The sequence below is a fragment of the Desulfosporosinus acidiphilus SJ4 genome (assembly GCF_000255115.2).
GTDB classification, from domain to species: Bacteria; Bacillota; Desulfitobacteriia; order Desulfitobacteriales; family Desulfitobacteriaceae; genus Desulfosporosinus; species Desulfosporosinus acidiphilus.
The window spans coordinates 4,171,469-4,198,271 of the sequence record NC_018068.1; the positions used below are offsets into that span (position 1 = coordinate 4,171,469).

The 26,803-nt window shown below is 45.2% G+C and carries 24 protein-coding genes and 1 riboswitch; of the genes, 1 reads left to right on the plus strand and 23 read right to left on the minus strand.

Annotated elements, in window-relative coordinates; genetic code table 11:
- Nucleotides 1-472 precede the first annotated feature (472 nt).
- From dnaK to lepA, 5 genes are all read right to left on the minus strand, one after another.
- Nucleotides 473-2,311 carry a molecular chaperone DnaK gene (gene dnaK / locus DESACI_RS19140; protein ID WP_014828863.1) on the minus strand — a complete coding sequence of 613 codons (1,839 nt, stop codon included), beginning with the start codon at nt 2,309-2,311 and terminating at the stop codon, nt 473-475.
- A gap of 30 nt (nt 2,312-2,341) precedes the next feature.
- Nucleotides 2,342-2,944 (minus strand): nucleotide exchange factor GrpE, encoded by a 603-nt coding sequence (grpE, locus tag DESACI_RS19145; protein WP_014828864.1) that lies wholly within the window; start codon nt 2,942-2,944, stop codon nt 2,342-2,344.
- Between the two features lie 63 nt (nt 2,945-3,007).
- Nucleotides 3,008-4,048, minus strand: coding sequence for a heat-inducible transcriptional repressor HrcA (hrcA, locus tag DESACI_RS19150; protein ID WP_014828865.1), 1,041 nt, complete (start codon nt 4,046-4,048; stop codon nt 3,008-3,010).
- Between the two features lie 958 nt (nt 4,049-5,006).
- Nucleotides 5,007-6,218 (minus strand): radical SAM family heme chaperone HemW, encoded by a 1,212-nt coding sequence (gene hemW / locus DESACI_RS19155; protein WP_014828867.1) that lies wholly within the window; start codon nt 6,216-6,218, stop codon nt 5,007-5,009.
- 251 nt (nt 6,219-6,469) lie between these two features.
- Nucleotides 6,470-8,275 carry a translation elongation factor 4 gene (gene lepA / locus DESACI_RS19160; protein ID WP_014828868.1) on the minus strand — a complete coding sequence of 602 codons (1,806 nt, stop codon included), beginning with the start codon at nt 8,273-8,275 and terminating at the stop codon, nt 6,470-6,472.
- A gap of 426 nt (nt 8,276-8,701) precedes the next feature.
- Between lepA and DESACI_RS19165 the strand changes: the two genes are divergently transcribed.
- Complete coding sequence (locus DESACI_RS19165) at nt 8,702-9,052, plus strand: carboxymuconolactone decarboxylase family protein (protein WP_014828869.1); 351 nt, start codon at nt 8,702-8,704, stop codon at nt 9,050-9,052.
- Between the two features lie 144 nt (nt 9,053-9,196).
- Here the strand turns inward: DESACI_RS19165 and DESACI_RS19170 are convergent, their stop codons facing one another.
- The 18 genes from DESACI_RS19170 to nifH form a co-directional block, all read right to left on the minus strand.
- Entirely contained in the window at nt 9,197-10,126 is a 930-nt protein-coding gene (locus tag DESACI_RS19170) for an NADH-quinone oxidoreductase subunit G (protein ID WP_014828870.1), read from the minus strand.
- Nucleotides 10,127-10,259: 133 nt separating this feature from the next.
- A complete protein-coding gene (modD, locus tag DESACI_RS19175; protein ID WP_014828871.1) occupies nt 10,260-11,105 on the minus strand; it encodes a ModD protein in 846 nt (281 codons plus the stop codon).
- Between the two features lie 24 nt (nt 11,106-11,129).
- A complete protein-coding gene (gene modA, locus DESACI_RS19180) occupies nt 11,130-11,972 on the minus strand; it encodes a molybdate ABC transporter substrate-binding protein (RefSeq protein ID WP_014828872.1) in 843 nt (280 codons plus the stop codon).
- A gap of 37 nt (nt 11,973-12,009) precedes the next feature.
- A complete protein-coding gene (locus DESACI_RS19185; RefSeq protein ID WP_014828873.1) occupies nt 12,010-13,071 on the minus strand; it encodes a sulfate/molybdate ABC transporter ATP-binding protein in 1,062 nt (353 codons plus the stop codon).
- Nucleotides 13,055-13,774, minus strand: a complete 720-nt coding sequence (gene modB, locus DESACI_RS19190; protein ID WP_242833093.1) for a molybdate ABC transporter permease subunit — start codon at nt 13,772-13,774, stop codon at nt 13,055-13,057. The genes DESACI_RS19185 and modB (DESACI_RS19190) overlap by 17 nt, the downstream gene beginning before the upstream one ends.
- A 185-nt stretch (nt 13,775-13,959) precedes the next feature.
- A riboswitch (molybdenum cofactor riboswitch) is annotated at nt 13,960-14,101 on the minus strand.
- 130 nt (nt 14,102-14,231) lie between these two features.
- The gene (locus DESACI_RS19195) at nt 14,232-14,921 is read right to left on the minus strand and encodes an ATP-binding cassette domain-containing protein (protein WP_014828875.1); all 690 of its coding nucleotides are present in this window, start codon (nt 14,919-14,921) and stop codon (nt 14,232-14,234) included.
- A complete protein-coding gene (gene modB, locus DESACI_RS19200) occupies nt 14,914-15,606 on the minus strand; it encodes a molybdate ABC transporter permease subunit (protein ID WP_014828876.1) in 693 nt (230 codons plus the stop codon). The genes DESACI_RS19195 and modB (DESACI_RS19200) overlap by 8 nt, the downstream gene beginning before the upstream one ends.
- 19 nt (nt 15,607-15,625) lie before the next feature.
- On the minus strand, nt 15,626-16,432 hold the full coding sequence (modA, locus tag DESACI_RS19205) for a molybdate ABC transporter substrate-binding protein (protein ID WP_014828877.1): 807 nt from the start codon (nt 16,430-16,432) through the stop codon (nt 15,626-15,628).
- A gap of 356 nt (nt 16,433-16,788) precedes the next feature.
- Complete coding sequence (locus DESACI_RS19210; protein WP_014828878.1) at nt 16,789-17,265, minus strand: GNAT family N-acetyltransferase; 477 nt, start codon at nt 17,263-17,265, stop codon at nt 16,789-16,791.
- A 131-nt stretch (nt 17,266-17,396) separates the two neighbouring features.
- Complete coding sequence (locus tag DESACI_RS19215; RefSeq protein WP_014828879.1) at nt 17,397-18,512, minus strand: homocitrate synthase/isopropylmalate synthase family protein; 1,116 nt, start codon at nt 18,510-18,512, stop codon at nt 17,397-17,399.
- 71 nt (nt 18,513-18,583) lie between these two features.
- Complete coding sequence (locus tag DESACI_RS19220) at nt 18,584-19,417, minus strand: radical SAM protein (protein WP_014828880.1); 834 nt, start codon at nt 19,415-19,417, stop codon at nt 18,584-18,586.
- A gap of 230 nt (nt 19,418-19,647) precedes the next feature.
- Nucleotides 19,648-19,917 carry a 4Fe-4S dicluster domain-containing protein gene (locus DESACI_RS19225; protein WP_014828881.1) on the minus strand — a complete coding sequence of 90 codons (270 nt, stop codon included), beginning with the start codon at nt 19,915-19,917 and terminating at the stop codon, nt 19,648-19,650.
- Between the two features lie 13 nt (nt 19,918-19,930).
- On the minus strand, nt 19,931-20,305 hold the full coding sequence (locus tag DESACI_RS19230) for a NifB/NifX family molybdenum-iron cluster-binding protein (protein ID WP_014828882.1): 375 nt from the start codon (nt 20,303-20,305) through the stop codon (nt 19,931-19,933).
- Between the two features lie 11 nt (nt 20,306-20,316).
- Nucleotides 20,317-21,645, minus strand: coding sequence for a nitrogenase iron-molybdenum cofactor biosynthesis protein NifN (gene nifN, locus DESACI_RS19235; protein WP_014828883.1), 1,329 nt, complete (start codon nt 21,643-21,645; stop codon nt 20,317-20,319).
- Nucleotides 21,646-21,649: 4 nt separating this feature from the next.
- Complete coding sequence (gene nifE, locus DESACI_RS19240) at nt 21,650-23,005, minus strand: nitrogenase iron-molybdenum cofactor biosynthesis protein NifE (RefSeq protein WP_014828884.1); 1,356 nt, start codon at nt 23,003-23,005, stop codon at nt 21,650-21,652.
- Between the two features lie 25 nt (nt 23,006-23,030).
- Nucleotides 23,031-24,458 (minus strand): nitrogenase molybdenum-iron protein subunit beta, encoded by a 1,428-nt coding sequence (gene nifK / locus DESACI_RS19245; protein WP_041276142.1) that lies wholly within the window; start codon nt 24,456-24,458, stop codon nt 23,031-23,033.
- 14 nt (nt 24,459-24,472) lie between these two features.
- The gene (gene nifD / locus DESACI_RS19250) at nt 24,473-25,909 is read right to left on the minus strand and encodes a nitrogenase molybdenum-iron protein alpha chain (RefSeq protein WP_014828886.1); all 1,437 of its coding nucleotides are present in this window, start codon (nt 25,907-25,909) and stop codon (nt 24,473-24,475) included.
- Between the two features lie 36 nt (nt 25,910-25,945).
- Nucleotides 25,946-26,773 carry a nitrogenase iron protein gene (nifH, locus tag DESACI_RS19255; RefSeq protein ID WP_014828887.1) on the minus strand — a complete coding sequence of 276 codons (828 nt, stop codon included), beginning with the start codon at nt 26,771-26,773 and terminating at the stop codon, nt 25,946-25,948.
- Between the last annotated feature and the right edge of the window lie 30 nt (nt 26,774-26,803).

Genomic DNA, 26,803 nt, shown 5'->3' on the forward strand with positions numbered 1-26,803 from the left:
TCAACCATTTTAACCAGTTTCAAATTTTCCTTGCATTATATTAGTTTTTCTCAATTAGCTTATTAAACCCATAATGCCCCTTATGCTATCGCAAAAGGCAGCCTAAAAAAGAAAATTGCACTAATATAAGATAGTAAAATTAAAATAAAGTCCTATAGTATTATATGTTCCTTCGTGTTTGAGCACAAGGAAATATCCCCATTTTAAAAATCTAAATTTATCCAATACAACAAATGGGGGCACAAAAGTCTCTAAAACCCTTGCACCCTAATTAAAATTGATTAAACGTTTATTAGCCTCCGCAGGGTCATCAGAAAGTTTTCTGCCTTGTTTCAACATAGCAAAGCATGGTGCTATGGTAATATTGCGCAACGAACCATACCTCAAGCGAGTTTGATTCGTTGCGCATCTATGCCAAGGGGGCTGCGCGGCAGTGGGTTACCTAGGATCTTGCCGCGTACCCCTCAGAAACCTATTTATCCTTATCAACCTCAGTAAACTCAGCATCTACAACGTCATCGTCTTTTTTAGAAGCTCCTTGTTCGCCAGGTTGAGCACCTGCATTTTGAGCATTCGCAGCTTGTTGCTGATACATCTTCTCAATATACGGGTGAAGCACTTTAGTCAAAGCCTCAGTTTTAGCGTTGATCTCGTCGATGTTGTCCGAAGCAGCGGCGGTCTTAAGTTCTTCAAGGGCTTTCTTGATACTATCAAGTTCTCCGGCGTCACCTTTGCCTTCAAAATCCTTCAAAGTTTTTTCAGTTTGATAAACCATCGAATCGGCTTGGTTTTTAGCATCGATCAAATCTTTACGCTTTTTATCTTCTTCTGCATGAAGTTCAGCGTCTTTCTTCATTTTCTCGATGTCATCTTTGGAGAGCCCTGTCGAAGAAGTGATTGTAACCTTTTGTTCATTCCCCGTTGCCGTATCTTTAGCAGAAACGTGGACAATACCGTTGGCATCAATATCAAATTTCACTTCAATTTGTGGAATGCCGCGGGGTGCCGGTGGAATCCCTGTGAGTTGGAAACGGCCCAGAGTTTTGTTATAACTGGCCATTTCACGTTCCCCTTGCAGTACGTGAATGTCAACGGAAGTTTGGTTATCAGCCGCCGTGGAGAAGACTTGGGATTTCGTTGTCGGAATGGTGGTATTACGGTCGATAATTCTTGTGAATACACCGCCAAGAGTTTCGATACCTAAGGACAGCGGGGTAACATCCAAAAGGATCATGTCTTTAACTTCACCGCTGAGTACACCGCCTTGAATAGATGCACCCATAGCAACAACTTCATCCGGATTAACACCTTTGTGAGGCTCTTTGCCGCTCAATTTGCGAATGGCCTCTTGCACAGAAGGTATACGGGTCGAGCCGCCGACTAAAATGATTTGATCGATATTGTTCCAAGAGAGTTTCGCATCTTCAAGAGCTTGGCGGGTAGGTCCAACAGTAGCTTCCACCAGATCAGCAATAATCTCTTCGAATTTAGCCCGGGTAATGTTCATATCTAAGTGCTGCGGACCTTGCTCAGTCATTGTAATAAAGGGGAGATTGACATTGGATGTTGTTACACCGGAAAGCTCAATTTTAGCCTTTTCAGCAGCTTCTTTCAAACGCTGCAGGGCAACACGATCTTTCGATAAGTCTACGCCATTGCTTTTCTTGTATTCAGCGACCATATAATCAATTAAACGTTGGTCGAAGTCATCGCCGCCTAAATGGTTATTACCGCTGGTTGCTTTTACTTCAACCATCCCTTGACTTAATTCCAGGATGGAAACGTCGAAAGTTCCGCCACCAAGGTCATAGACCAAAACAGTTTGATCATGTTCTTTGTCCAAGCCATAAGCCAAAGCTGCAGCAGTCGGTTCATTGATAATCCGCAAAACTTCCAAACCGGCAATAGCTCCGGCATCTTTTGTCGCTTGGCGCTGAGCGTCCGTAAAGTACGCCGGGACTGTAATAACTGCTTTGCTTACAGTTTGCCCGAGATAAGCTTCGGCATCTGTCTTTAATTTTTGCAGAATCATGGCCGAAATTTCTTGGGGGCTGTAGGATTTATCATCAATTTTAACTTTATAGTCAGAACCCATATGACGTTTGATAGAAATCACTGTTTTGTCAGGATTAGAGACAGACTGACGCTTAGCAACCTGGCCTACCAGACGTTCTCCTGTTTTAGAAAAACCCACTACTGAGGGAGTTGTACGATTTCCTTCAGCGTTTGGAATAACAACAGCCTCTCCGCCTTCCATAACAGATACGCAAGAGTTTGTAGTTCCTAAGTCAATACCAATAACTTTACTCATAACAAAATTCCTCCTTCAATTCATAACTCGCTAATTCGAAACTTTAACCATCGAGGGGCGCAATACTTTTTCCTTTAAGAAATAACCTTTTTGCAATTCTTCCACAACTGTATTTTCAGGATGCTCTTCAGATTCAACCCTCAAAACAGCCTCATGGAGATTCGGATCAAAAGGCTGACCAACACACTCCATAGGTTTCAACCCTATTTTACCCAAAGTTGTTTGCATCTGGCGAAGAATCATCTCAACGCCTTGTGAAAAAGCTGTTATATCAGGATTATTTTGAGTCGAACACATAGCCCGTTCGAAATTATCCAACACCGGCAGCAACTCACCCACAAGTTGTTCAGAGGCATATTTAGTGATTTCAGTTTTTTCCTTTTGAGTTCTCCTTCTATAGTTGTCGAACTCCGCCTGCAAGCGCATCAATCGATCGTAATAATCATCTGCCTTAGCCTTGGCCTGTGTAAGTTCAGCTTCCAAAGTCAAGATTTTCTCAGCAGGATCCATATCCTTCTTGTCTGAATTATCTTCACCTGGGATAGATTCCCCAGAGCTGCCTGCTTCATCGCCCATATACTCCTCGTTCACCTTAGATGTTTGATTCTTAAGATTTTCTTCCTTTTTTTGCATTATCCACAATCACCTCACGTACTCTCGTTATATTTAGAATGAACCAAAGGTTCATACATCGCTTTAGAAACTGCGCGGTTTACCCCGCGCCAGCACATCTGTTAGACTTTTAGTCATAAAGTCCACAATCGCAATCACCTTGGCATAATCCATTCTCGTAGGTCCCAAGACTCCAACAGCCCCAATGGTCTTACCATTCACCTTGTAAGTCGCCGAAATTACGCTGCAATCCCGGAATTCCTTCAGAGTATTCTCTCCACCAATAGTTACATTTAACCCTTCCTGCCGCGGAAGCAGGAGTTTCTTAAGAGGTTCATTTTCCTCAAACACCTTGAACAAACTTTTTACTTTATCTAAATCCCGAAATTCGGGCTGATTCAGCATGTTAAGGGTCCCGCCCAAATAAATGCGTTCATCTTCCTCGTTGTCATCTAAGATCGCATCGAGCATTTCCAAGGCATTATCAATCAAACGCCGCTGGCGGGATAGTTCACTGTAGATCTCATGCAACATACTTCGTTTAACTTGGTTTAAAGAATACCCCTTCATTTTTTGGTTAAAAACATCGGCAACCTTTTGTAGATCCTCTGCAGTAATGTCTTCACCCACATTGACAATGTGATTTTCCACAACACCATTTTCTTTAACGATCACCATAATAACCTGACCCGGCCGATACGGCAGAAAATGCATCTTACCAAAGGCACTTTTCCCTTTTTGCGGACCAAGGACTATACTGGTCAGACTTGTCAGCTCCGAGAGTAATTTGCTGGTATGGGTCACCACTTCTTGAATTTCGCAAATCTTTTTCGTGCTTTCCCGTTCGATAATTTCCTTATCCTCATTACTGAGGGTTTGAGCATCCATCAACCAATCAACAAAATATCGATAACCGGCATCCGAAGGAATACGTCCGGCAGACGTATAGGGTTGCTCAATCAAACCCAACTCCTCCAAATCCGACATCTCATTGCGAATTGTAGCCGGAGAAACTCCTAAATCAAACTTTCGAGCAATAGTTCGCGAACCAACTGGTTCAGCGGTAGCAATATAATCCTGAACAATCGCTCGAAGAATCTTTCGTTTACGCTCATCCATTTCCATCTAATGCTTCCCGCCTTTCCACTTTAGCCTTTCCTTCATTCTGTGGTTGTTAGCACTCTCCTCTAATGAGTGCTAACATTTTATGTCTTCACATTACCACGCTCTTAAATCTTTGTCAAGAATCATTTCATATAATATGCCCTGTTAATTAGAAGAACTTTCTATGTAATTTAGAAACTAAAAATACCCCCTAAACTGAGACGCGAAAGAACCTATGTATCACTTAAAATCCCCTTCTAGCGGTCCTCACATCCATCATCTCTCACTGTCAGTCAAAGACACTGAAGTCCGTGATCTTTAGGTTCCATACTAAACTCCATAAACAGCCCTCCATTGTGAGTCTCAGTGCCTCTCAACTCACACCAGACGGCGCACATGAAATGTGCCATCTCCCAAGCCCTCCCTGTGAGTCTCACTGCCTCTCAACTCGCACTTGACGCCGCACATGAAATGTGCCGTCTCCCAAGCTCTCTCTTACCTTTATCCTCCATCCACTGCTATTAACTCTAACTCTCAAAAACCTTCAAGAAAAGAAGGCAAAGATTTTCATAAAACCTTCAATAATAGGGAACCATTCATCGTCAGCGCTCTGTGACCAAAGCGTGTCACAAGGACCGTCCCCTTGACGCACTCTCGCACCCCCGACCCAAGCTAGACGGTGCACATAAAATGTGCCGTCACCCCAGTTCCCTATTGTCTTCTTAACCGGGCCCCCAATCTCTTCTTACACGTCCCCCGTCCCCCAAGCCCGGACGCAGTGTGAAACGAGCGCGAGGGCTTTACGGGAGCAGCCCAGCAAACTTCCGTTCCAGCGACCGACCCCAGACACGGGGCGGCGCATAGGACGTGCGCCGCCGCCATAGCGCCATGGATGGCGCTTATGGTGGGAACCCCGCTCCCCATAGCCAGTCGCTGGAACGGTTAGTTTGCTCTGCGAACGTACGACCCGAGCACTTGTTCACACAAAGTCTTTTAAAATCCCATTCGCTACAAACGAATACTTAGAATTCAAGCACAAACTATCACCATTTATTTCAAAAAAATCCCCATACTGATAGCGTTCCAATACATTCCCATAAATATCCCTAAGATCAACGCCAAAATCCTCACGAAACTGCGAGAAGCTGACTCCCTCTCGCAGCCGCAGCCCCAAAATCATACGTTCAGCCATGCAATCCTTGAGAGATAACACTTCTTTACCATCGTCATCAAGGGGCTCCCGTCCCTCGAAAAGACTTGTATAATAAGCCCGCACATCTTCCACATTCTTTTGCCGGACTCGCTTAAGACATGAAACCCCGCCCGGACCCATACCTATATAATCCTTCCCTCGCCAATACCCTAAATTATGTCGGCACTCAAAGCCCGGAAGTGAAAAATTCGACGTCTCATACTGGATGTAGCCATCGTTTTCCAAACGTTTCACAACCCATTCCTGCATCTCCGCCTGGAGATCATCGTCGGGCAAGTCCCGGTCTTTCTCGGAAATTGTCTTTCTCAAAAATTCATCTTTGATTTCCGCGCCCCCTATTAAGCTTGAGTTCTCTGGGACTTCTCGAAAGCGATCATACAATGGAGTCCCTTCCTCTAACATTAACCCATAGAGTGAAAGATGTTCCGGCTTATAAGCTAAGGCTTCTTCAATGGAAGTCTTCCATGAGATCATATCTTGCCCGGGAAGTCCGAACATTAAATCCAAATTCAAGTTCGAAAACCCCGCCTCTCGCAAAAACCTCACTGCATCTCGAGCCTGTTGAGCGCTGTGAAAACGCCCGACATTTCTTAAAAGCCTATCATCAAAGGCTTGAACCCCCAGAGAAAAACGGTTAATTCCATATTTCCGTATGATAGTGATCTTCTCACGAGTAAGAGTTCCGGGATTTCCTTCCACTGTCTTTTCGGCTCTCTCTTCAAAAGCGAAGTTTTGAGTGATCAATATCATAAGCCGCTCAAGATTTTCAGCAGTTAACACCGTCGGCGTCCCCCCTCCGATAAAAAGAGAAGATACCCCTTGCGGAGCATCTTTTCGACGCCCGGCCACTTCAAGTGCCAGGCCTTCTAAATACAAGGCTATAAGGTCCCCCGGGACATCCTTCAGCGTATGAGAATAGAACGCACAATAATCACACTTCTGAATACAAAAGGGAACATGAACATATAGAGAAGGCATAACGAGGATATCTCTCCTTTATATTTCAATCCGGAACGCCTTTAATATCTGACCAGCTTACAACGGAAAGGCGCATCCTACCATATTGGGGGCATTTTGAATCAAAGCTAATTGTGCCCCAAAGTTCCGAGTTCCCAAAGATCTTAACGACCTTTGAAAGGGAGGCAGCTTCGCCCACAAGAGAGAACTCATTGCATGGAGAGGCGGTAAAGCTCACAAAGCTCTTGTGGGGAAAGAGGAGCCGTGACCATTTAATCCTCAATCTTTAATACAGCCATAAAAGCGTCTTGGGGAATTTCAACATTTCCCACCTGTTTCATCCGTTTCTTCCCGGCTTTTTGTTTCTCCAGAAGTTTTCGTTTTCGGGAAATATCTCCGCCATAACATTTGGCTAGGACATCTTTTCTCATGGCCCGAACCGTTTCCCGGGCAATGACCCGATTTCCGATGACGGACTGAATCGGAATCTCAAACATCTGTCTTGGAATAATCCCCTGCAGCTTCTCTACCAGTTTTCTGCCCCGGTTATAGGATTTGGACTTATGAACAATGAAGGAAAGGGCATCTACCATTTCACCATTAAGAAGAATATCAATTTTGACCAAATCCGATTCTTTATACCCGGATAGCTCATAATCCAGGGACGCATATCCTTTGGTCCTGGATTTCAATTCATCAAAATAGTCAAAGACAATTTCACTGAGGGGAAGCTCGTAAACTAACTTCACCCGGTTCTTCGACACATAATCCATAGCCACATAGGTCCCGCGTTTTTCCTGATTTAATTCCATAATGGCTCCCACATACTCGGACGGAACCAAAATCGTCGCCTTAACGACAGGCTCGGCAATACTGGCAATTTGATCAACAGCGGGAAGATTCGAAGGATTATCGATATCCAATACTTCTCCAATAATAGTTGTTACTTTGTAGATAACACTCGGTGCTGTAGTTATAAGATTTAAATCATATTCTCTTTCCAGCCGTTCCTGAATGATCTCCATATGGAGCAATCCTAAAAATCCGCAGCGAAAGCCAAATCCTAAAGCAGCTGAGGTTTCCGGTTCAAAGACTAGACTGGCATCATTTAAATGAAGTTTTTCTAATGAATCCCGCAAGCGATTGTAATCGTTCGTCTCCACCGGGTAAAGACCGCAAAACACCATCGGAGTGGACTTTCGATAGCCCGGCAGGGGTTCGGCGGCAGGACGTTCGGCATCGGTAATCGTATCTCCAACTTGAGTGTCTTTAACATTTTTAATACTTGCCGCAATAAAGCCAACCTGGCCCGCTTTAAGTTCATCCACAATTTTCATCGCAGGCGTAAAAACACCCACTTCGGTCACTTCGAATTCCTTCCCGGTAGACATCATCTTCATGGTCGTGCCTTTGGATACCCGTCCCTCAACAATTCGCACATAAGAGATTGCTCCCTTATAGGCATCAAACTTCGAGTCAAAAATCAAGGCTTGCAAAGCAGCCTGATCATCCCCTTGGGGAGCAGGAACCATAGTCACAATTCTCTCCAGAATCTCCTCCACACCGGTTCCCACCTTAGCGGAAGCTAAGATGGCATCACTGGCATCGAGTCCGATTACATCTTCGATTTCTTGCTGAACCCGCTCAGGTTCTGCACTGGGAAGATCAATTTTATTAATTACCGGAATAATTTCCAGATTGTTTTCTAAGGCCAGATAAACATTCGCCAAAGTCTGCGCTTCAATCCCCTGAACCGCATCAACCACCAGCAAGGCTCCTTCACAGGCCGCCAAACTTCTGGACACCTCATAGGTAAAATCGACATGCCCGGGCGTATCGATAAGATTTAACTCGTAAACCTCACCATCTTTGGCTTTATAACTCAACCGTACGGCCTGAAGTTTTATCGTAATTCCCCGTTCACGCTCCAAGTCCATGGAATCGAGAACTTGTTCTTCCATTTCCCGTTTACTAAGAGCCCCGGTATATTCAATCAGTCGATCCGCTAATGTCGATTTGCCATGATCAATATGCGCAATAATGGAAAAGTTACGAATACGTTGTGAAGCCTGTGCCAAGGTCTTCCCCCTCATTTCTATACTTTGACGTAATATTTAATATTCCGAGAGATGCTATCCTAAACATAAAGTATATCAGATATTGAGGGAATTCCGCAAGAATCGCCTAATCAACCTCCTTGTCAGAAGCTGCAAGAAGCTGCAAGGGGGTGTCCCACCTATGCACCTGGAAATTATCGAATAAACCTAAGCTGTTAAAAGGAATAAATTGAACGAGCTTATGGGCAAATTAAGCCTAAGCTTACCGAAAGTAACAATTTTTACCGGAGTTAAGTTAATGATCTCTTTGCCCCGGAATTTAAAGACGCTATCGTTATCGACCCGTCCCCAGTCAGTGCAAATTTACGTTCAAATCCCGCAACATTTACCGGGATAATGAATTAATACGTCAACTATTTGCCGATTAAAACAAGGAGGGAAACTATTTTGGAAGATTATTTCGATAACCTGGACACAATTGAAAAAAACCTGAAGTATTTTACAACAACCCATGAAAATCTCTATCAGGCCTACGAAAACTATGGCAAATTGGTCCATGAATCAGGCCCCCTTGATCAAAAAACCTGTTGGTTAATTAAAGTAGCCTTATCAACGGAGTGCCAATACCCCTATGCTTTAAGAACACATATCCTAAAAGCGCTGACGAGCGGCTGTACGGAAGAGGAAATCGAGCATGCCATTATGTTGGTAGCCCCTACAGCCGGATTTCCTAAAACAATGTTTGGCATATTAGCCTTGAGAAATGTTTTAGATGAACTCGACAAAAATACACAGTGAAATCAGAGATTGAATAATTTAAAAGAACGGATTTCGATTATTTCTTAAATACTAAAAGTCCGATACAGCCTACTGTTAACGTTACAAAGATAACAGTTAAGAAAAATAAAAATGACTCCAGTGTGTGCGGCAGTAATAAAGCCCCTAGGCCAGTGAGTTTATTTTCTCCAGAATACCGCCAAGACCTAAAAACTCACCCCAGGTCACCTGAACAAATTCTCCGTTTTGCTTGACAAAGGGCCTGTCTGTACGGTCAGGATTGTACCTGAAATCGGAACCAATTCTGCCTTTTAGACATAGAGGACGACCTTTAGCGGCTGACTTTGCAGTAACGCCTATCATCGTTCCATCTTTTAATTTAAGGTTGAATTTGCAGCCTGACTCGCAAAACGTGCAAGTCACTTCTTCCGACGTTAATTCCCACTCTCTGCCTTTACCAATCGTATTCCTATCCATAAGAGCTCCTACCGGACAGACAGAAACGCACCTGTTGCAGTAGACACAATCGGAATCTTTTAAATCCGTATCCATAAACGTGGAGACCTTAGTCTTAAATCCCCGATAAGCGAACCCGATCACATTGCGCTCAGATACGGCCTCACAGGTGGCGATACATTTTCCGCAGAGAATGCATTTGTTTAGGTCTCTTAAGATGTAGGGATTGGTATCATCGATGGGAAGATCGCGTTTTTCCCCCTGAAAGACTTTTCCTTTGACACCGTATTCATAGGCATACTCAGCTAACAAACAGCTCCCAAGCTTTTGACAAGTCATGCAATCCAGGGGGTGATTAGCCACCAGCAATTCCAGAATCATTTTGCGAGCATTTCTTACTTTTGAGGTTTGAGTTTCCACTTTCATCCCCTGGGTAACTTGAGTAGCACAAGCCGGGGGCAAATTGCGCATTCCTTCAATTTGAACAACACACAAACGACAAGATCCGGTAGGTGTGAATTCCGGATTATGACAAAGGGTAGGGATCGGAATATTATTCAGGCGACAGGCCTCAAGGACCGTTGTCCCTTTGGGAACGCAAACTTCTTTCCCATCAATCGTTAAGGTCAACCACTCCATTGATATCTCGCTCCTTTCTCATTTTCAATAATCTACCCCGAAGAAACTGCCCCGAACACGATAAACCTCAAAGGAAGGCAGCTTCGCCCACAAGAGTGAACTCATTGCATGGAGAGGCGGTAAAGCACACAACTTAATATTGCTCCATCGTCACTCCAATATCAGAAGGTTTTCCGAAATACACCGAAGTGGTTACAAGGCCATCAATTCCCGTAAGAGCATACTCCTCAATATTTCCTTCATTAATGCCACCTGCTCCAAGAAGGGTGATATGAGGATTTATCTCTCTGATTTGTTCAACAATATTTTTTAAAAGAGGGGCAGGTATTTTATCAAACTGCAATCCATCAACGCCGGCTTCAGCTAAAAGACGTGCATCGTCTATGGATTCCACCTCAACAATGAGTTTTTTCTCACAGGCATGCGCTTTAATATCTCCTACTCTTTGCGCTAGATCTTTGATATCGCCCAGAAAAACCATATGCTGCTTAAACACTAATATTGTTTCCGATAACCCTAAGCGATGCGGAAAAGCCCCCCCGGCAAGGATCGCCTTTATTGACAGTTCTTTAGTCCCGGGAAACGATTTGCGCGTAGCCAGCACAGCAACCTTAGGATTGGCAGCTTTAACCTTATCCACCATCCTTTTTGTTCTTGTGGCAATGCCTGAAGAGTATTCAAGAATATTCAGAGACAATTTCCAAGCCATGTGAAGGTTTGAAGCTATTCCTTCTGCTTCAATAAAAACGTCCCCCTTGTTTACCACAGATCCCGACGGCAGGAATCGCAGGGGGGTGATTCCCACTTTGGCAAAGATCCTTACTACTTCCTCAACCCCTGATAACACCGTAAACTCTCTGGCCTTAAAAGTGATCTTGCCCCTTGAGTCCCCAATACCAAGCGTGCGCGTTGTCAAATCGAGATACGGAACATCTTCTTTGAGCCAGCGATCAATCGTTTCATCACTGATATACAGCATTGTATTCACCCCCGATATTCATAATTATTTGACTTTAGCAAAACCATTGGAATTAAAAATTTTCATAGCCTCATCACTTTGTAAATAGGCTAAGAATTTAGCAGCATCATCGCTATTTTTAGAACTCGCTATTATGGCGGCTGGCAAGACAACAGGTGAATGAGAGTCAGCGGGCGCCGTGGCCGCAACTTTCACTTTATCCGAAGTGATGGCGATGGTATCCCAGACAAAACCCGCATCGGCATTTCCCGTCTCAACATAGGCCATAACCTGCATTAGATCCTTCCCTACCACCATCTTGGATTGTAAAGCATCCCACAACCTAAGCGTTTGGAGGGTTTCCTGAGTGGTCTTAGCCGCCGGAACTGATTTGGCTTCACCAATACCAATTTTCTTGACATCCGGTCTTGCCAAATCTTCAAAACTCTTAATGGACGTATTGTCCTTTTTTACAATTAAAACGAGTTCATCCCCTAAAAGATTTACTCTGGAGTCCTTCTTAATAAGCCCTTTTTGTTCCAAAGCATCCATCTGAGGCTTGCCCTGGGAGATATAAATATCCGTGGCGGCACCTTGCTCAATTTGATTTTGCAGAGAACCTGACGGGCCGTAATTAAATGTTAATGTTACTCCCGGATTTTTGGCCTCATACAAGCCTTTAATTATTTCGAAGGAACCTTTCAGACTGGGAGCCGTAGAAATCATAAGTTTAACCTGCTTGCTCTGGTTCGCACTGCCGCTTGTGGATGTCGAGGCTTCCTTGGCACTGCCTGAGCACCCGGAAATAAACAGTACGAAAATGAATAAGCAACTCATCAGTCCCCAAATAACACGACTTCTTCTATTTTTTCTTATTCCAGAAAACATTTCCTTTTCCTCCCTCTCCTCACTCTATCAGGAATATTCAGACTATAATTAAGTCTTCCGGGTCAATCCACAGTTTCCATGGCTGAGGTTGAATCTTCATAAACCGCCACATTTGCGGGGTAATTTCCCACTCAATCTGATGGCCTCTCTGCCCCGGATTTTCTTTTTCTATAAATAGATAAAGCGTTATTCTGGAAGGTGCTTCGTTTGCAAAATTAAGCCAACAGCGCAACACGTTATCCTTTGTTTCATCTGAAACAGCACCTATCAAGTGGGCACGAATACCTACATATTTAATGTCTTGCGAAAGTTTTATGTTAGTTTTTAAAGTAATACCCCAGTCTAAGGCCTTCAGCTCAAAGGGTGATATGTAGATCGCCGGAGATATATTTTTGCAGCCGGTTAATTGAGCTGCCGCCAGTGAGGGCGGAGCCTTAAATACCTCCTTTGTCCCTCCTTTCCCTTCAATTATCCCTCGTGAGAGGATCACTAAGTTCCGGCATACCCGGTAAACTTCCTCCATGTTATGGCTAACGAATACAGCTGCTCCCGGAAACTTCCCTAAGGTCTCCGTTAATTGCCTGACCATATGGTTTCTGAGATAATCATCCAAGGCTGAAAAAGGTTCGTCTAAAAGCAAAGCTTCCGGCTTTGTGGCTAAGGCTCTGGCCAGAGCCACTCGCTGCTGCTGTCCCCCTGAGAGTTGGCTGGGGTATCTCTTTTCCAAACCTTCCAGCTTTATCATCGTTACCATTTCTTTGATAATCGCCTTTTGATCCTTGCGCCTTAGCTCTCCGATCCCGAAACCAATGTTTTCTTCTACGGTCAAATGAGGGAATAAGGCGTAATTTTGAAATACATACCCGATTCTTCTTCGACGACAAGGCAGATTAATGCCTTTTTGAGAATCAAACAAAATCCGGCCATTAAGGACAATCTGTCCATAATCAGGGGTCTCAATGCCGGCAATACATCGTAAAGTCATGCTTTTCCCCGAGCCGGAAGCCCCCAAGAGGCCTAAAACATCCTCACTGGTTTCAAAATTAAGATTAAGTTCAAATCCGGATAATTTCTTGCGAATATCAACGCATAATTCCATGGCTATTCCCTGCGCTTGCTGCAATCGTTTTACGCTGGTAATCAGACCAGTAATTCATTAAGGTCATGACCATCAGCGAAATAATAAAGATAAGAATTACCCATAACAAGGCCTTTTCCATATCTCCCCCTTCAGCAGCAAAAAAGATAGCGGCTGGAATCGTCAATGTTTCTCCTGGAATATTTCCGCCAATCATGAGTGTAGCACCAAAATCACCCAGAGCCCTGGCGAAAGCTAATACCGTACCTGCTGCCACCCCTGGCCAGGCCAGGGGAATTGTTACCTTCCAAAATATCTTCCATTCAGAGACACCCAAAGTGCGGGCAGCATAAACAATTGATGGATCAATTTGCTCAAAAGCGCTTCTCACCGTTCGATACATCAGCGGAAAGGCCACCACCGAAGCGGCAATAACTGTGGCAGGCCAAGAGAAGATCACGGTGGTTCCGATGGCCAGCAACAATTTCCCCAAAGGCCCGTATTTGCCGAATACCAAAAGCAGCAAGAAGCCGACGACAGTTGGGGGTAAGATCAGCGGCAGCGTCAGAATTCCATCAATCAAACCCTTGAATTTGCCTCGGTAAGCTGAAACAAAACTTGCTGCAGCAATTCCCGAGAAAAATGTCACAACGGTTGCCAAGGTTGCAGCCCTTAGTGAAATTAATAATGGAGAAAAATCCAAACCTCTGAACAGAGTATTCAAAATATCCTCCTTTCTACATTCCGGCAAAAAATTAAGGGTACCAACTTCCCCGTTGATCACAGGAGCTCATTCTTATCTTCTCTTAAGTTCATTGGCTTTCACGGCCTCCTCTCACCATCCTTGGCCAGCAAAAAAACTAATGGCTCCCCGGAAAAGGGAGCCAGTAATAATAGACCGGTATTCATTCGGCTTAGACGCGCTGCTCCTTTTCAAAAACGTGAAGGCATACCCGTTTCCGGAGATACCCTGAGGATTAAAATCCTGTCCAGCGACCATGGAACGATCATACGCTCTTTAGGTCCTCCTGGCTCGGAGATTATCTATTAAATTCACGGGAACTATACTGCGAAATTTCTATCCTCGCCGTACGTTTGTTTAACCAACTTAATCTAATGCATTATCTGAAAATATTGTCTTAAATGTCATTTTGAGTAACATCTGAAAATTATCTCACTTGTTAAGCTCTATTCAGTTCCCCAATTATTTCTCGTTTGCTGCGCCCCTTGATTATTTCTTGTTTGCCCTGATCTATCTTAATAATTTGGTCTCCCAACATTTCAGCTTCCTGCCGATCATGGGTCACGAGAATAAAGGGGATTTTCCATTGGGCTTGAAGCCTAAGCAGCTCCTGTTGGAGTATGCTCCGGGTGTTTTGGTCAAGAGCTGAGAGAGGTTCGTCTAAGAGCAATAATTCCGGCTCCGTCATCAAGGCTCGAGCAAGGGCGACTCTTTGTTTTTCTCCTCCCGAAATCTGATCCGGATAGCGATTCCGGAGATGAGTAATCTTGAGCATTTCCAAGACATCGCCTGCAGTAAGAACTTTTTCGGAGACACTTTCCTCTTTAGGCTTGCCATACAAGACATTTTTCTCCACAGTCATGTGAGGAAATAGTGCATAGTCCTGAAAGAGATAACCAATGCGCCGCTTGCGGATGGGGACATTCGTACCAAGCTCAGATGAGAAAACAGTCTTATTCGAAATATTAATCTCTCCCCAAGACGGCGTCTGAAGACCTGCCACACATTGCAAAAATGTCGTTTTGCCGGCACCGGAGTGTCCGACCAGTGCAAGAATACCATTACTGATAGAGACATCAGCCTCCAGCTCAAAGGAAGGCAGTTTCTTTTTAAAATGAGCCTCAAGCATTTGTCCCACCTCCACGCGAACTCCGCCGCGATCCTTTCCCCCAGCGGTTCAACCCGTAAATCACCAGAAAACTAAAAGCAGTCATGATGATAACCAAGATACTCGCCGTACGCATGTCTCCCGATTCATTGGCAAAGTAGATCGCAAGGGGCATGGTTTGAGTTATGCCGGGTATATTGCCGGCAATCATCAAGGTTGCTCCGAATTCGCCCAGGGACCGGGCAAAAGCAAGAACCAAACCGGCAATAATGCCATTCCAGGCTAGAGGAAGAGTAATGGTGAAAAACACTCTCACTTCTCTTGCCCCTAAGGTACGAGCGGCTTTCTCCAGGTTGGGATCAACATTTTCCATAGCAACTCTTACAGATTGGTACATTAAAGGAAAGGAAACCACCACTGCCGCTATCACCGCTCCTTCAATGGTAAAAACAACTCTGGTATGGAAAAAATATTCAAGGAACACACCTAGGGGACCGTACTTCCCGAAAAGAACCAGCAGCATAAAACCGATAACAGAGGGCGGGAGTACTAAAGGTAAGGTAATAATTGACTCCACAACATCTTTACCCCAGAACTCCCGCCGAGCCATGAGTCCTGCTATGGGAATTGAAAAACAGGTGACAATGATAACAGCTGCCAGAGCTACTTTCAGTGATAATATAATAGGGACAAAACTAAAATCCATAGGACTCACCTAGATTCAATTATTTTATAATCTTAAAGCCGTATTTAACAAAGACTTTTTGAGCGTCGGAACTTTGTAAATACTTAAGAAAATCCTCAGTGGCCTGTTGATTTTTCGTCGCGCCAATAATAGCTGCCGGGTAAACAATAGGAGAGTGAGTGTTATCGGGGACAACTGCAACAACTTTAACTTTTGTCGATTGTTGGGCATCCGACCGGTAAACAAAACCTGCATCCGCATTCCCTGTTTCAACGTAATTAAGTACCTGGGACACGTCTTTGGCTTGCACCAGTTTGGAATGGATAGCATCCCATAGTTTGAGGTTCTTCAAAGAATCCTGAGCATATTTGCCTGCAGGTACTGATTCAGGAGTACCGATACTAACCTGAGCGACATCTGCTTTCGTCAAATCTTGTACAGAAGTAATCTTAGTGTTATCCTTTCCGGCTACAAGAACTAAATCATTACCCAGTAAGTTGATTCTGCTGTCTTTAAGCAATAAATTCTTTTTCTCTAAAGCATCCATTTGACTCTTACCGGCAGAAATAAATAAGTCCACGGGAGCACCTTGCTCTATTTGCTGCTGAAGGGTACCGGAAGCTGCAAAATTAAAGGTCAGTTTCACATCGGGTTTAACGTTCGTATAATCACTCTGGAGTTCGGTCAAAGAATCTTTCAGACTTGCCGCGGCTGAAATCATGAGTTCTGTTGGTTTAGCTTGAGTTTGCGCTGTGTTCGAAGGCTGTTGGGCGGTATTTCCGGCACCGCATCCTGTCAAGGTGAATATTAGCAAAAGACCCGATAATAATAAAACTATTTTTTTCACTTTTACTCCCCCTTATGTATTAACTCAATTTTGTTCGTTTAAGTTAGTTTTTGTTGAGTCGCGTTCTAACGCCTTATCGCAAAAACTATCTAAAACTAACAAAACCAAACTACAACGTCATTATACGCTATGCCCTAATTGAATTGCAATATAGGATTAGACTTTATACTTAATACATTCGCTTTAATATTTTTGATTTTTAAAGACTATTGAACTGTAGCGGTCAATTTCTGACTATTTCTATTAATTTAGCAACTCCATCCATTCCCTAAACTATTCCCTGAACTATTCTCTAAATTATTACCTAAACTCTTCTCAAAACTCTCTTTACCAAAGCTTAAAAAGCTCAATATTTTCTACTCGCTGATGCTCACGTATTTTCGCAAGCAAATTAAGTCGGTTCTTTGCCAATTCACGTTATTATAGAAGCCTATGGCCGCAGTATTATTACGATCTGCCAGCAACTGAAGGCGGTTAACACCCCTGGTGATCGCCCATTCCTCTACGGCAGAGAGTAACTTTTTTCCCAATCCTTGCCCTCTCCAGATTTCCTCCACTATTAAATCTTCAATGATGGCTGCAATTCCGCCTTCGGCTGTGGAGACTAAAGTCTGAGCCGTACACATCCCAATGATTTGCTGCTGGGATTCAGCCACCATAACGCAGCGATCCCCGGTATTTTGGAGCATCATTTCTAAACCGCGCTGCTGTGTCAATTCATTGAAGGAAAAATCTGATTCGATGGAAAATAAAAGTTTAAGAAGCCTGATCAGACTCCTAATATCTGATGGCTTTGCCCTTCTGATCACATAGTGAGGGCTCTGAACCGCCATAGTCTCATCACTCCCTGTTATACCCGTTTATACTCAGTTATACCCATTTACACCTTTTACACTGGTTACACGTTAAAGGCCTTCTTTGAGCAGCTAGCACAAAGAAGGCCTTTAAATCGTTGGATATCCATCTAACATGAGCTCACAACGATTTCCATAATGTCATCTTCTCTTAAGACCCTCTTTATTTCATTGGCACGTCTTAAAACTTTGGCCAAAAGATGATCAATTGTTTCCTGATCGAGTTCTATTCCTTTGTCCTTCAACAATCGCAGGATACTCTTTCGCCCCGAATACTTGCCAAAAGACGTTGAATGTTGTCTTCCCACATTTTCGGGCGGAAAGGATTGATAATTGGCAAAGTCTTTTTTCAGACCATCAATGTGAATCGATGAGGTGTGCGTAAAGACATCTTGCCCGATGATCGGTTTGGCTTTGGGAATTGTCCTGCCCGCGGCTAAACTCACCAAGGAGCCGATAGTATTTAATCGTTTAAGGTCAACTCCCACCTCCTCATAAAGGGCGTATTTCAAAGCAACCGCTACTTCTTCAAGAGGGGCATTTCCCGCCCGTTCTCCCAATCCGCCAACCGTTACACTTAAGGCCTTAAAGCCTGCTTGAACGGCAGCAAGAGAGTTCGCGGTAGCCATCCCCAAATCGTTATGAGCATGGAACTCTAAAGGTATACCCGACATTCTGACAAGATCCTGCAGGGTAAAAAACACTTTAAGAGGTTCCAAAATCCCGAGGGTATCTGCGAAACGCACGCGATTAACCCCCAGCCTTTCCGCCTCAGCCAAGATTTCCGCCAGGAATATAAAATCCGCTCGGCTGGCATCTTCCAAACCCAGGACAATATAGTCTACCTCTTTTCGGGCATTGAGTATGCACCGGCCCATCTGTTCAAGCACCCAAGCCCGATCCTTTTTCAATTTATTCCTAATCTGCTGCTCTGAAGCAGGAACAGAAATAGCAACTCCTTCAACTCCCGTACGATAACTTGCTTGGAGATCCGTGAGCACAGCACGATTCCAGGTTATGAGTCGAACGGGCAAATGCAGGGCCGCTAACTGGGTAATTGACTTGATTTCCGAATCCCCGACCGCCGGAACCCCCACTTCCAGTTCATCGATCCCAGCATCCGCTAAAGCCCTGGCAATCATCTCTTTCTCCCGAAACCCCAAGGCTACACCCGGTGCTTGCTCTCCATCCCTCAAGGTTGTATCGCATAACATAATCCTATCCATATCCGAACCCCCTCTTTTTCGTACTATCTGATTGCCTGACTTTCAGGTTCTATACTTTTCTCTAATTTTGATTAGAGGAAACCAATGGCGTCAGCACGACATTGCTGACAGTGCTCCATCTGGGGCAGAAATGCGCCCATACTCCTTCTGCAGCTGGCTATCAGTTCCTTGGAAGGAGCTTTTATATGAGCAAGTTTAGCTTGAGGAATCAAAGGAACAATGTTATGAATATGGGCACCTCTCTTTTTGATTTCCTGACCTAAGCTATACAGTAGCTTGTCATTGATCCCGGGAATAATCACCGTGTTGATCTTTACCGTCATTCCGGCCGCGGCAGCCATTGTCAGACCCTTGAGCTGATTACCCACCAGAATTCTTGCCCCACGGGCACCGGTCAGCGTTTTACCCTTCCAACGGACATAGCTGTAAATCTGAGCTCCCACTTCTTCATCAAGGGTATTAATGGTAATGGTAATATGGGACACCCCGATTTCCGCCAATTCGTTTATCTTCTCCGGCAAGAGAAGTCCGTTGGTACTTAGACAAAGAATCATTTCAGGAAACTCTCGTTTTACCTCGCGGAAGGTTGCATAAGTGGCACTGTTTGCTAAAGGTTCTCCCGGACCTGCAATGCCCACCACCCTATACTTTGCTCCCATGTCCGACGCTTTCACCTTTCGGACAGTTTCCAGAGCCTCCTCCGGTGTTAGCACCTTGCTTGTTACTCCCGGCCGGGATTCATTAGCACAATCGAATTTACGCACGCAATAATTGCAGGAGATGTTACACCCCGGTGCCACGGCAAGATGAATACGTCCGGTTTTGCCGTGTCCCTGAGTTGCAAAACAGGGGTGTCCTAGGTTTAGATGGCCGTTTAGATTTCCTTGTCTACATTCAATTTGCATCTTAATCCCTCCTATCATTTTTTATCTAGTTCTTCAGAGCCAAGAGATAGATATCGCTGTTCTTTATCAGATCTTCCTGCTATCCCGATAGTCTTCAGTGGAGAGTATCGCAATTTTTGGGCTTCAGAGACCTTCGGCTGATCCACAATTAAGGAGTTTCGTGATAAGTTTCCTAGCGATAAGCTCGTTCGCTTATTGTCGTGTCCAGGGGCAGGTGAGAAAACTTCAAATTAAGCCGATTTAGCCTTAAATGTATAAGCTTTACGTACACAGATACTGCCGCAGGATTGACAGCCAATGCACTGATCTTTATTGACAATGATGGCTGTATGACGTTCAGTCCCCTCATCATCTTCAAAACTTTCCAGACCGAGGCATTTTTGCACACACAATTTGACACATCTGCCGCAGCCAAAGCATTTGTCTTTGTCAATGGCTTCCACATATAAAGGGGTCCAAGGGAATCCCCCAAAGGTTTGGTAATTCTGGCCGTCACTCAATGTTAATCCCCCTTTAATTAGCCATTTTCTTTTTTAGCCAAGGCGGTGTTTTTCCGGAATTAAACAATTGGACCAATTTGCCCAATTCGTCGTAAATTCTCGTTCCTTCCGGCACTTTCAAAGGGTGAATACCGCACTGAACTAGTCGTGCTGCCGCCGGACCGCCGATCTGGGTACAATAGACAATGGCGCATTCCTTTAAGTGCTTAATCCGCGCGTCAACTTTATCCTCCGAATCCTTCTCCCCGGCAAAGCTTTCCGCACGTACCTGGGCAGAATGGACAAAGCCTTGTTTCTTCCCTCCGAATTCATAGACTTCAAATACTGGCGCGGAGGCGAAATGGGAGTCTATTGATTCCCCATTACTGCTGGCAAAGGCTATCAACATATCTTGACCTCCTAACTTTGTGAATTTAACGCATCAAAGAGAAACTGCTGGGTTCCTTCATAACCAATCCAGCGCTTTTGCGGGTAACCAACCCGGTCGAAAACCGGCAATCCTGCTCTCAAATGAGGAATCTTAAGCAATTCCGCGGCTTGGCGCCCGTTAGAATTAGCAATGATTAGTTTGCCGGTCTGAGCCCCTTCTTCAAGATCTTCCAAATCCCCCACTTCAATCGGCACAGGCAGTGAGAACTTGTGAATTCCCGACTGAGAGGCGGCTAAGGCTAAGGTAATTTCCGAACCCATTTCAACCAGGCAAGAAGCCAAACTATATAAGAGATCCACTTCCAGGGCAACAGCAACTTTGAGCTTTCCCAGTTGATCATGAAAATCAACCATTGTATCCAACAGCCGGTCTCTCTGGCGGAGCAGTTTTGCGGGGATCGGCTTCCCTGCTGTCCGGGCCAGAGTCAGAATAAAGGAATCGGTAGCCGAAAGGCCGGTGAGGGAAGGAAAGTTGGTGTGGGGAATTGCATAGGTTCGCTTTAAAAATTCTCCTGCTTTCTCCATACTCAATCCAAAAGAGAAACAAGCTTTGCATTTTGCCAAACGCCGGAAATCTTCAAGGGGTGTCCCCCCCTGTACCAAAGGAGCCGCCTCCAGTTCCGCATGCCCGTCCAGGGAAATAGACAGGTCGGGAATGGTAATAGGGTGATAGCCGAACAAAGTAACAATTTCTTTAAGTTCATCCACATCCCCCGGAGTCAGATGACATCCCGGCAATAAGGCAAGGGCAGGGATGTCTTCACCTTGGGTCATGGTCTTCGAACCCAATTCATCCCTATAGTTACCGGATACTACCTCATCAATTTCGGAATTAACAGCCAGGGTAGTCAGCAAAGACTCTACAGTCCGCTGATATCCCTCTTGCATCGATCCGATATAATCGGGAGTGCCGGCCAGAACCACCGGCAAATCAAGCAAATCCGTGCGTTCTGAGCGAAGACTGGACAGAGCGCTGACCATGTCATCGCCAAAGGTTTCCGTGAGCCCGGTACTCAGTACTCCGATAATTTGCGGTTTGTATTTATCCGCTGCTACGGCAATCCCTTTTTTGAGATGTTCCCAGCCGCCGAAGATAGCCGAGTCCTCCAAGAGCGCTGTGGAATTCAAGGGAATCGGTTCCCTAAAATGCCGGGACAATTGTAAACGTATAAAAGATGAACATCCTTGTGAGCCATGAAGCAAGGCCAGAAGCCCATTCACTCCGAGAAAAGCCAAGGTCGCTCCCAAAGCAGGACTGTTTTTTTGGGGATTACCCTGATATGATCTTATTTTCGTCATGTCCTTACCCTCCTACCGGGGGGAATTTCGCTTTTAAATGCCCCCACACAGGACTAAATACCGTCCGTGTTAACGACTCTGCGAAGGTCACCATTCCCTGATAGCCGGCATAGGGAAGTTTCCGGCCATGGTTAATATCCAGGAAAGGCGTTCTCGTCTTATGGGCTAAATACTTTGTCTTCCCCCCGGCAACGATCAAATCAGGTTTCTTCTCGGCAATGATTTTTAGAAAACCTGCAGAGCTGGTGTCTTCAATAATCTGAGCACTTGGATCCATCAGTTCTTTCATTCTTTGAAAATCCTCCGGGGTAGAGTTTTGAGTTCCTCCCGCCAGAATATTGATTCCTAATTCCGCCAGGGTAGAGACCATGGACCAGGTTTTGACCCCTCCGGTAAATAAAATGGCTTGCTTATTTTCTAATTTCTTTTTATGTTGAGCGATAATTTCCCGGGTTTCCACTTCCCTCTTCTGCACATAAGCCTGGGTTCTCGTCAACAATTCAGGATCGTTAAGAGCTTTGGCAATGTTGATCAGGGTTTCGGAAGTATCATGAATTCCGTAAAAGGACCCTTCAATAAAAGGTATCCCATAGCGGATTTCCATCTTCCGCGCTAGGTTGGTCAAACTTTTAGAACAAATCAGGACGTTGAGACAAGCCCGATGAGCTGAACGAATATCATCAAATTTGGCATCCCCGGTAATGGCTGTTTGCAGCGTAATTCCCAAGTTCTTTAAATCAGGCAAGATTCCCCATAAATCCCCGGCAATGTTATACTCGCCAATGAGATTAATCGAAAGGGGAATTTTCTCCGGTGGCCCGCCGCCGGTGCCGATGACCCGTTCAAACAAAACTTCTCCTGCTATGCGGTTCCCGATATTTTTATCGCCTAAAAAGCCCGGAGCGTTGACAGGAATGATGGGAATTGGCAGTTCCGCCTCAGCTTCTGCACAGATTTTGCTCATGTCATCACCAATAAGGGCAGAAACACAGGTGGCATAGACGAAAATTGCTTTAGGCTGATGTTTCGCAGCAATTTCCAAGATGGCCTCTTTAAGTTTCTGCTCTCCGCCGTAAATTACATCGTTCTCCAGCAAATCCGTGGTCAACCCCCGCCGATACAGTTGGGAACCGGAGGAGCGAGCTCCTCGGTTATCCCATGAGTTCCCCGCACAGGCAATGGGACCATGCACAAGATGAGCCACATCGGTAATAGGCATAAGCACAACTCTTGCCCCATCATAAGCACAACTTCGCTCCGCGCCTTCACCGGGCAGGGCTTTCATGCACAATTTCGGCGAACCGGCCTCCGCCAGGGAAGGTTTGTCTTTGAGGTCTAATTTTGAAAGATTGGTAAACATGAACCACCCCTCCGTTCTCAACGCCTTAGCGCATTAATTCAAAATAAGTGTCTGTGGAATTCCTGTCTTTTTCATCCAGGAAGGTATTAACAATCATCGTAATCAAGTTAATGACTCCGTTATAGCCCACGATAGGATAGCGGTGGAGGTTCACCCGGTCATAAATAGGAATCCCTATTCTAATTAAGGGAATATTGGCATCTCGGGCAGCATACTTGCCATGGCCGTCACCAATCAGCATATCAACCGGCTCGGTGACTAATAGCGACCGCAGGTGCCAAAGATCCTTGCCTGGATAGAGGGTGGCTCCTTGACCATAAGGACTGGAAGCCAGCAGTTTTTCCATAGCTTTTTTAAAGGCTGGAGTAGAGTTGGTACAAACGATGTGAACAGGCTCTCCTCCCATTTCTAAGAGGAAGGAAACCACACCGACGAGAATATCCGGATCTCCAAAGAGAGCAAATTTCTTGCCATGAATATATTGATGAGCATCTGTCATGGCATCAATGGCCCGTCCCCGTTCAATGGTAACTTCCTCAGGAACCTCTCGACCCGTGAATGTGGCAATCGCTTCAATAAATTTGTCGGTTCCTCCGATTCCGATGGGCATCGGAATCGTTTCCACAGGAACTTCTTTACCTGCCAGGTATTTACTGGTTGACGGAGTGGTGTAGGATTGCAGGCACAAATAGCTCTTGGCATTTAACGCCTCTTTCATATCTTTAATAGGTGTTCCGCCGGGGAAAAGCTGATAGGTGCCTAAATTCGGAGAATCCAAAACATCGCTGTGATCAGGGATAAGAGCAGAGGGAGCACCCATGAGTTTGAGATACCGTTTATATTCCCGCAGGTTCGCCGGATAGGTATCAAATCCGGGGACTACATAAAGCCTATCGTTGATTTTCTCTTCCTGCCTGGGTTCTGCTAAACAATCAATAAGACCTTTGAGCATGGAGTCATACCCGGTAATATGAGATCCTTTAAAGCTGGGGGTATTCGCCAAAGCCACAGGAAACTCTTTCGGTATCGATCCTTGTTCCTTGGCATTCCCTAAATAGGCCTTGATATCATCGCCGATAACTTCCGCCATACAGCTCGTGAATACCGCTATCACTTTGGGACTGTAAACGGTATAAGCATTTTTTAAACCCTCATGAAAGTTCGACTGCCCGCCGAAAACCGCCGAATCCTCCGTCATAGAATCCGACACCGCTGCTACAGGCTCCCGGAAATGACGGGATAAGGTGCTGCGAAAATAAGCGGCGCAGCCTTGAGAACCATGAACGAAGGGCAAACAACCTTCAATGCCCAGGGAGCAAAGCAGGGCGCCTAGAGGCTGACAGGCTTTAGCCGGGTTAATGACCAACTTTTCCCGGGCAAAATTCTTTTCTCGGTATTCCATCGTATTAAGCCACTCTTTTGTGACCTTCGTGCAAGTCTCCATATGCGACATCCTTTCTGCCCAGCTTATTTAGACCAAGGAGCTTTAATTGATTTCCAGGTAGGGCTGTTGACAGCCATATCCATATCCCGGGCGAAAATCGGGAATCCTTCATAGCCATGATAAGGCCCTGAATAATCCCAAGAATGCATTTGCCGGAAAGGCAAGCCCATCTTTTCAAAAACATACTTTTCCTTAATCCCCGATCCTACGAGATCGGGCTTTAACTTATTGACGAACTCTTCAAGTTCATAAGCCGTCACATCATCATAAATCAAAGTTCCGTCTTTAATATTAGCCATGGTCTTGTCATAATCTTCGCTGTGGGCAAATTCGTAACCCGTCCCGATCACTTCCATACCCAAGTCTTCATATGCTCCCACCACGTGCCTGGGGCGAAGACCTCCCACATAGAGCATCACTTTTTTTCCTTCCAAACGCGGGCGATAAATATCGATAACCTTTTGCATCTCTGCCTCGTAATTTTCCAGGACGATCTGAGCTTTTTCAATAATGGTGTCATCAAACATGGCAGCGATTTTAAGAACGGATTCCCTGATCTTCGTCGGCCCAAAGAAATTAAACTCCAGCCAGGGAGTACCATAGGTTTCCTCCATGTGGCGGGCCATGTAATTCATGCTGCGATAACAGTGAATTAAATTCAGCTTGACACGATGTCCGTTCTGCAGCATTTCCACTGTGGAATCGCCGGTCCAGATATTAACAACCTTTAAGCCGATTTCCTCCAGAATTTTTTTGCTGGCCCAGGCATCGCCTCCGATATTGTAATCTCCGATAATCCCCACATCGTAGGGACCGACTTCTCTTTCCGGACCTTTGCCTATGAGATGATCTCGGATGGCATCGTTGGCAATATGATGGCCCAAAGACTGGCTTATACCCCGGAATCCCTCGCAGCGAACCGGGATGACCGGAAGGTTCAGTTTCTCACTCATACGCCGGGATACGCTCTCAATGTCATCTCCAATCAATCCCACAGGACATTCCGAGAGAACTGAAACTCCTTGGGTGTTGGGAAACAGCTCTACAATCTCTTCGATAATTTTCTCCAGCTTTTTGTCCCCACCGTAGATGATATCGCTCTCCTGAAAGTCCGAGGTGAATAAAAAAGGGACAAAGTTATCAACGCCAATCTCGCCGTCCGCTAAATTCCTGCGGTTGGCCCAGGAATAGTATCCGCATCCCACTGGTCCGTGGGAAATATGGGTAACATCTTTCACCGGTCCCCAAACAACACCTTTAGCCCCTGCATAAGCGCATCCCCGGGCTGTCATCAGGCCGGGAACAGTTTTCGCATTAGATTTAACGGCACAGCTGGCACACTCATTATTTTCTTTAACGGTAATATGCTTTCTCCGGTTCTTTTTAGCTTTTTCCGGATAAATATCCAGTACTTCTTCAACAACTTGCTTCCTGAATTCCGTTGTCTCCAATACGCTCATAAGGCTGTCCTCCCTCATTTCCATCGCTGCCCGTTATTACATTTCCATGATGCCGAATTCCATCATTAAGGCCTCTAATTCATCCATACTAAGCGGAGTTGGGATGGTAAGCTTCGTATTATCCTCAATCTTCCTGGCTAACTCTCGGTATTGATCCGCTTGAGGATGAGATGGATTATATTGAATCACCGTTTGTTTGCGCACCTCGGCCCGCTGGACCTCATTATCCCGGGGCATAAAGTGAATCATTTGGGTATTCAGAGCTTTAGCCAAAGCTTCAATCAGTTCCTGTTCTTTGTCCACCACACGGCTGTTGCAGATCAAGCCGCCCAAACGCACAGTACCGGTCAGGGCATACTTTAAAATCCCTTTGGAAATATTGTTGGCAGCATACATGGCCATCATCTCGCCGGAAGTGACGATATAAATTTCCTTTGCTTTATTCTCGCGGATCGGCATAGCAAATCCGCCGCAGACAACGTCCCCGAGAACATCATAGAAAACATAATCGGTATCCGACGTATAGGCTCCATTTTCCTCAAGAAAGTTAATGGCTGTGATAACCCCCCGTCCTGCGCAGCCCACTCCCGGTTCAGGTCCCCCTGATTCAGAACAGCGAATGCCCAGAAATCCTTCCACTAAGACATCTTCCAATTCCAAGTCTTCTACAGTCCCTCGTTCACGAGCTAAGTCCATCACCGTCGTTTGGGCTTTGCTGTTCAGAATCAAGCGCGTGGAATCTGCTTTAGGATCACAACCCACGATGGTGACTTTCCTCCCCATTTCAGCCAAAGCGACAACCGTGTTTTGCGTAGTTGTTGATTTACCAATACCGCCTTTTCCGTAGATTGCGATTTGCCTCATGACAATACATCTCCTTTTATCTCTAACCTT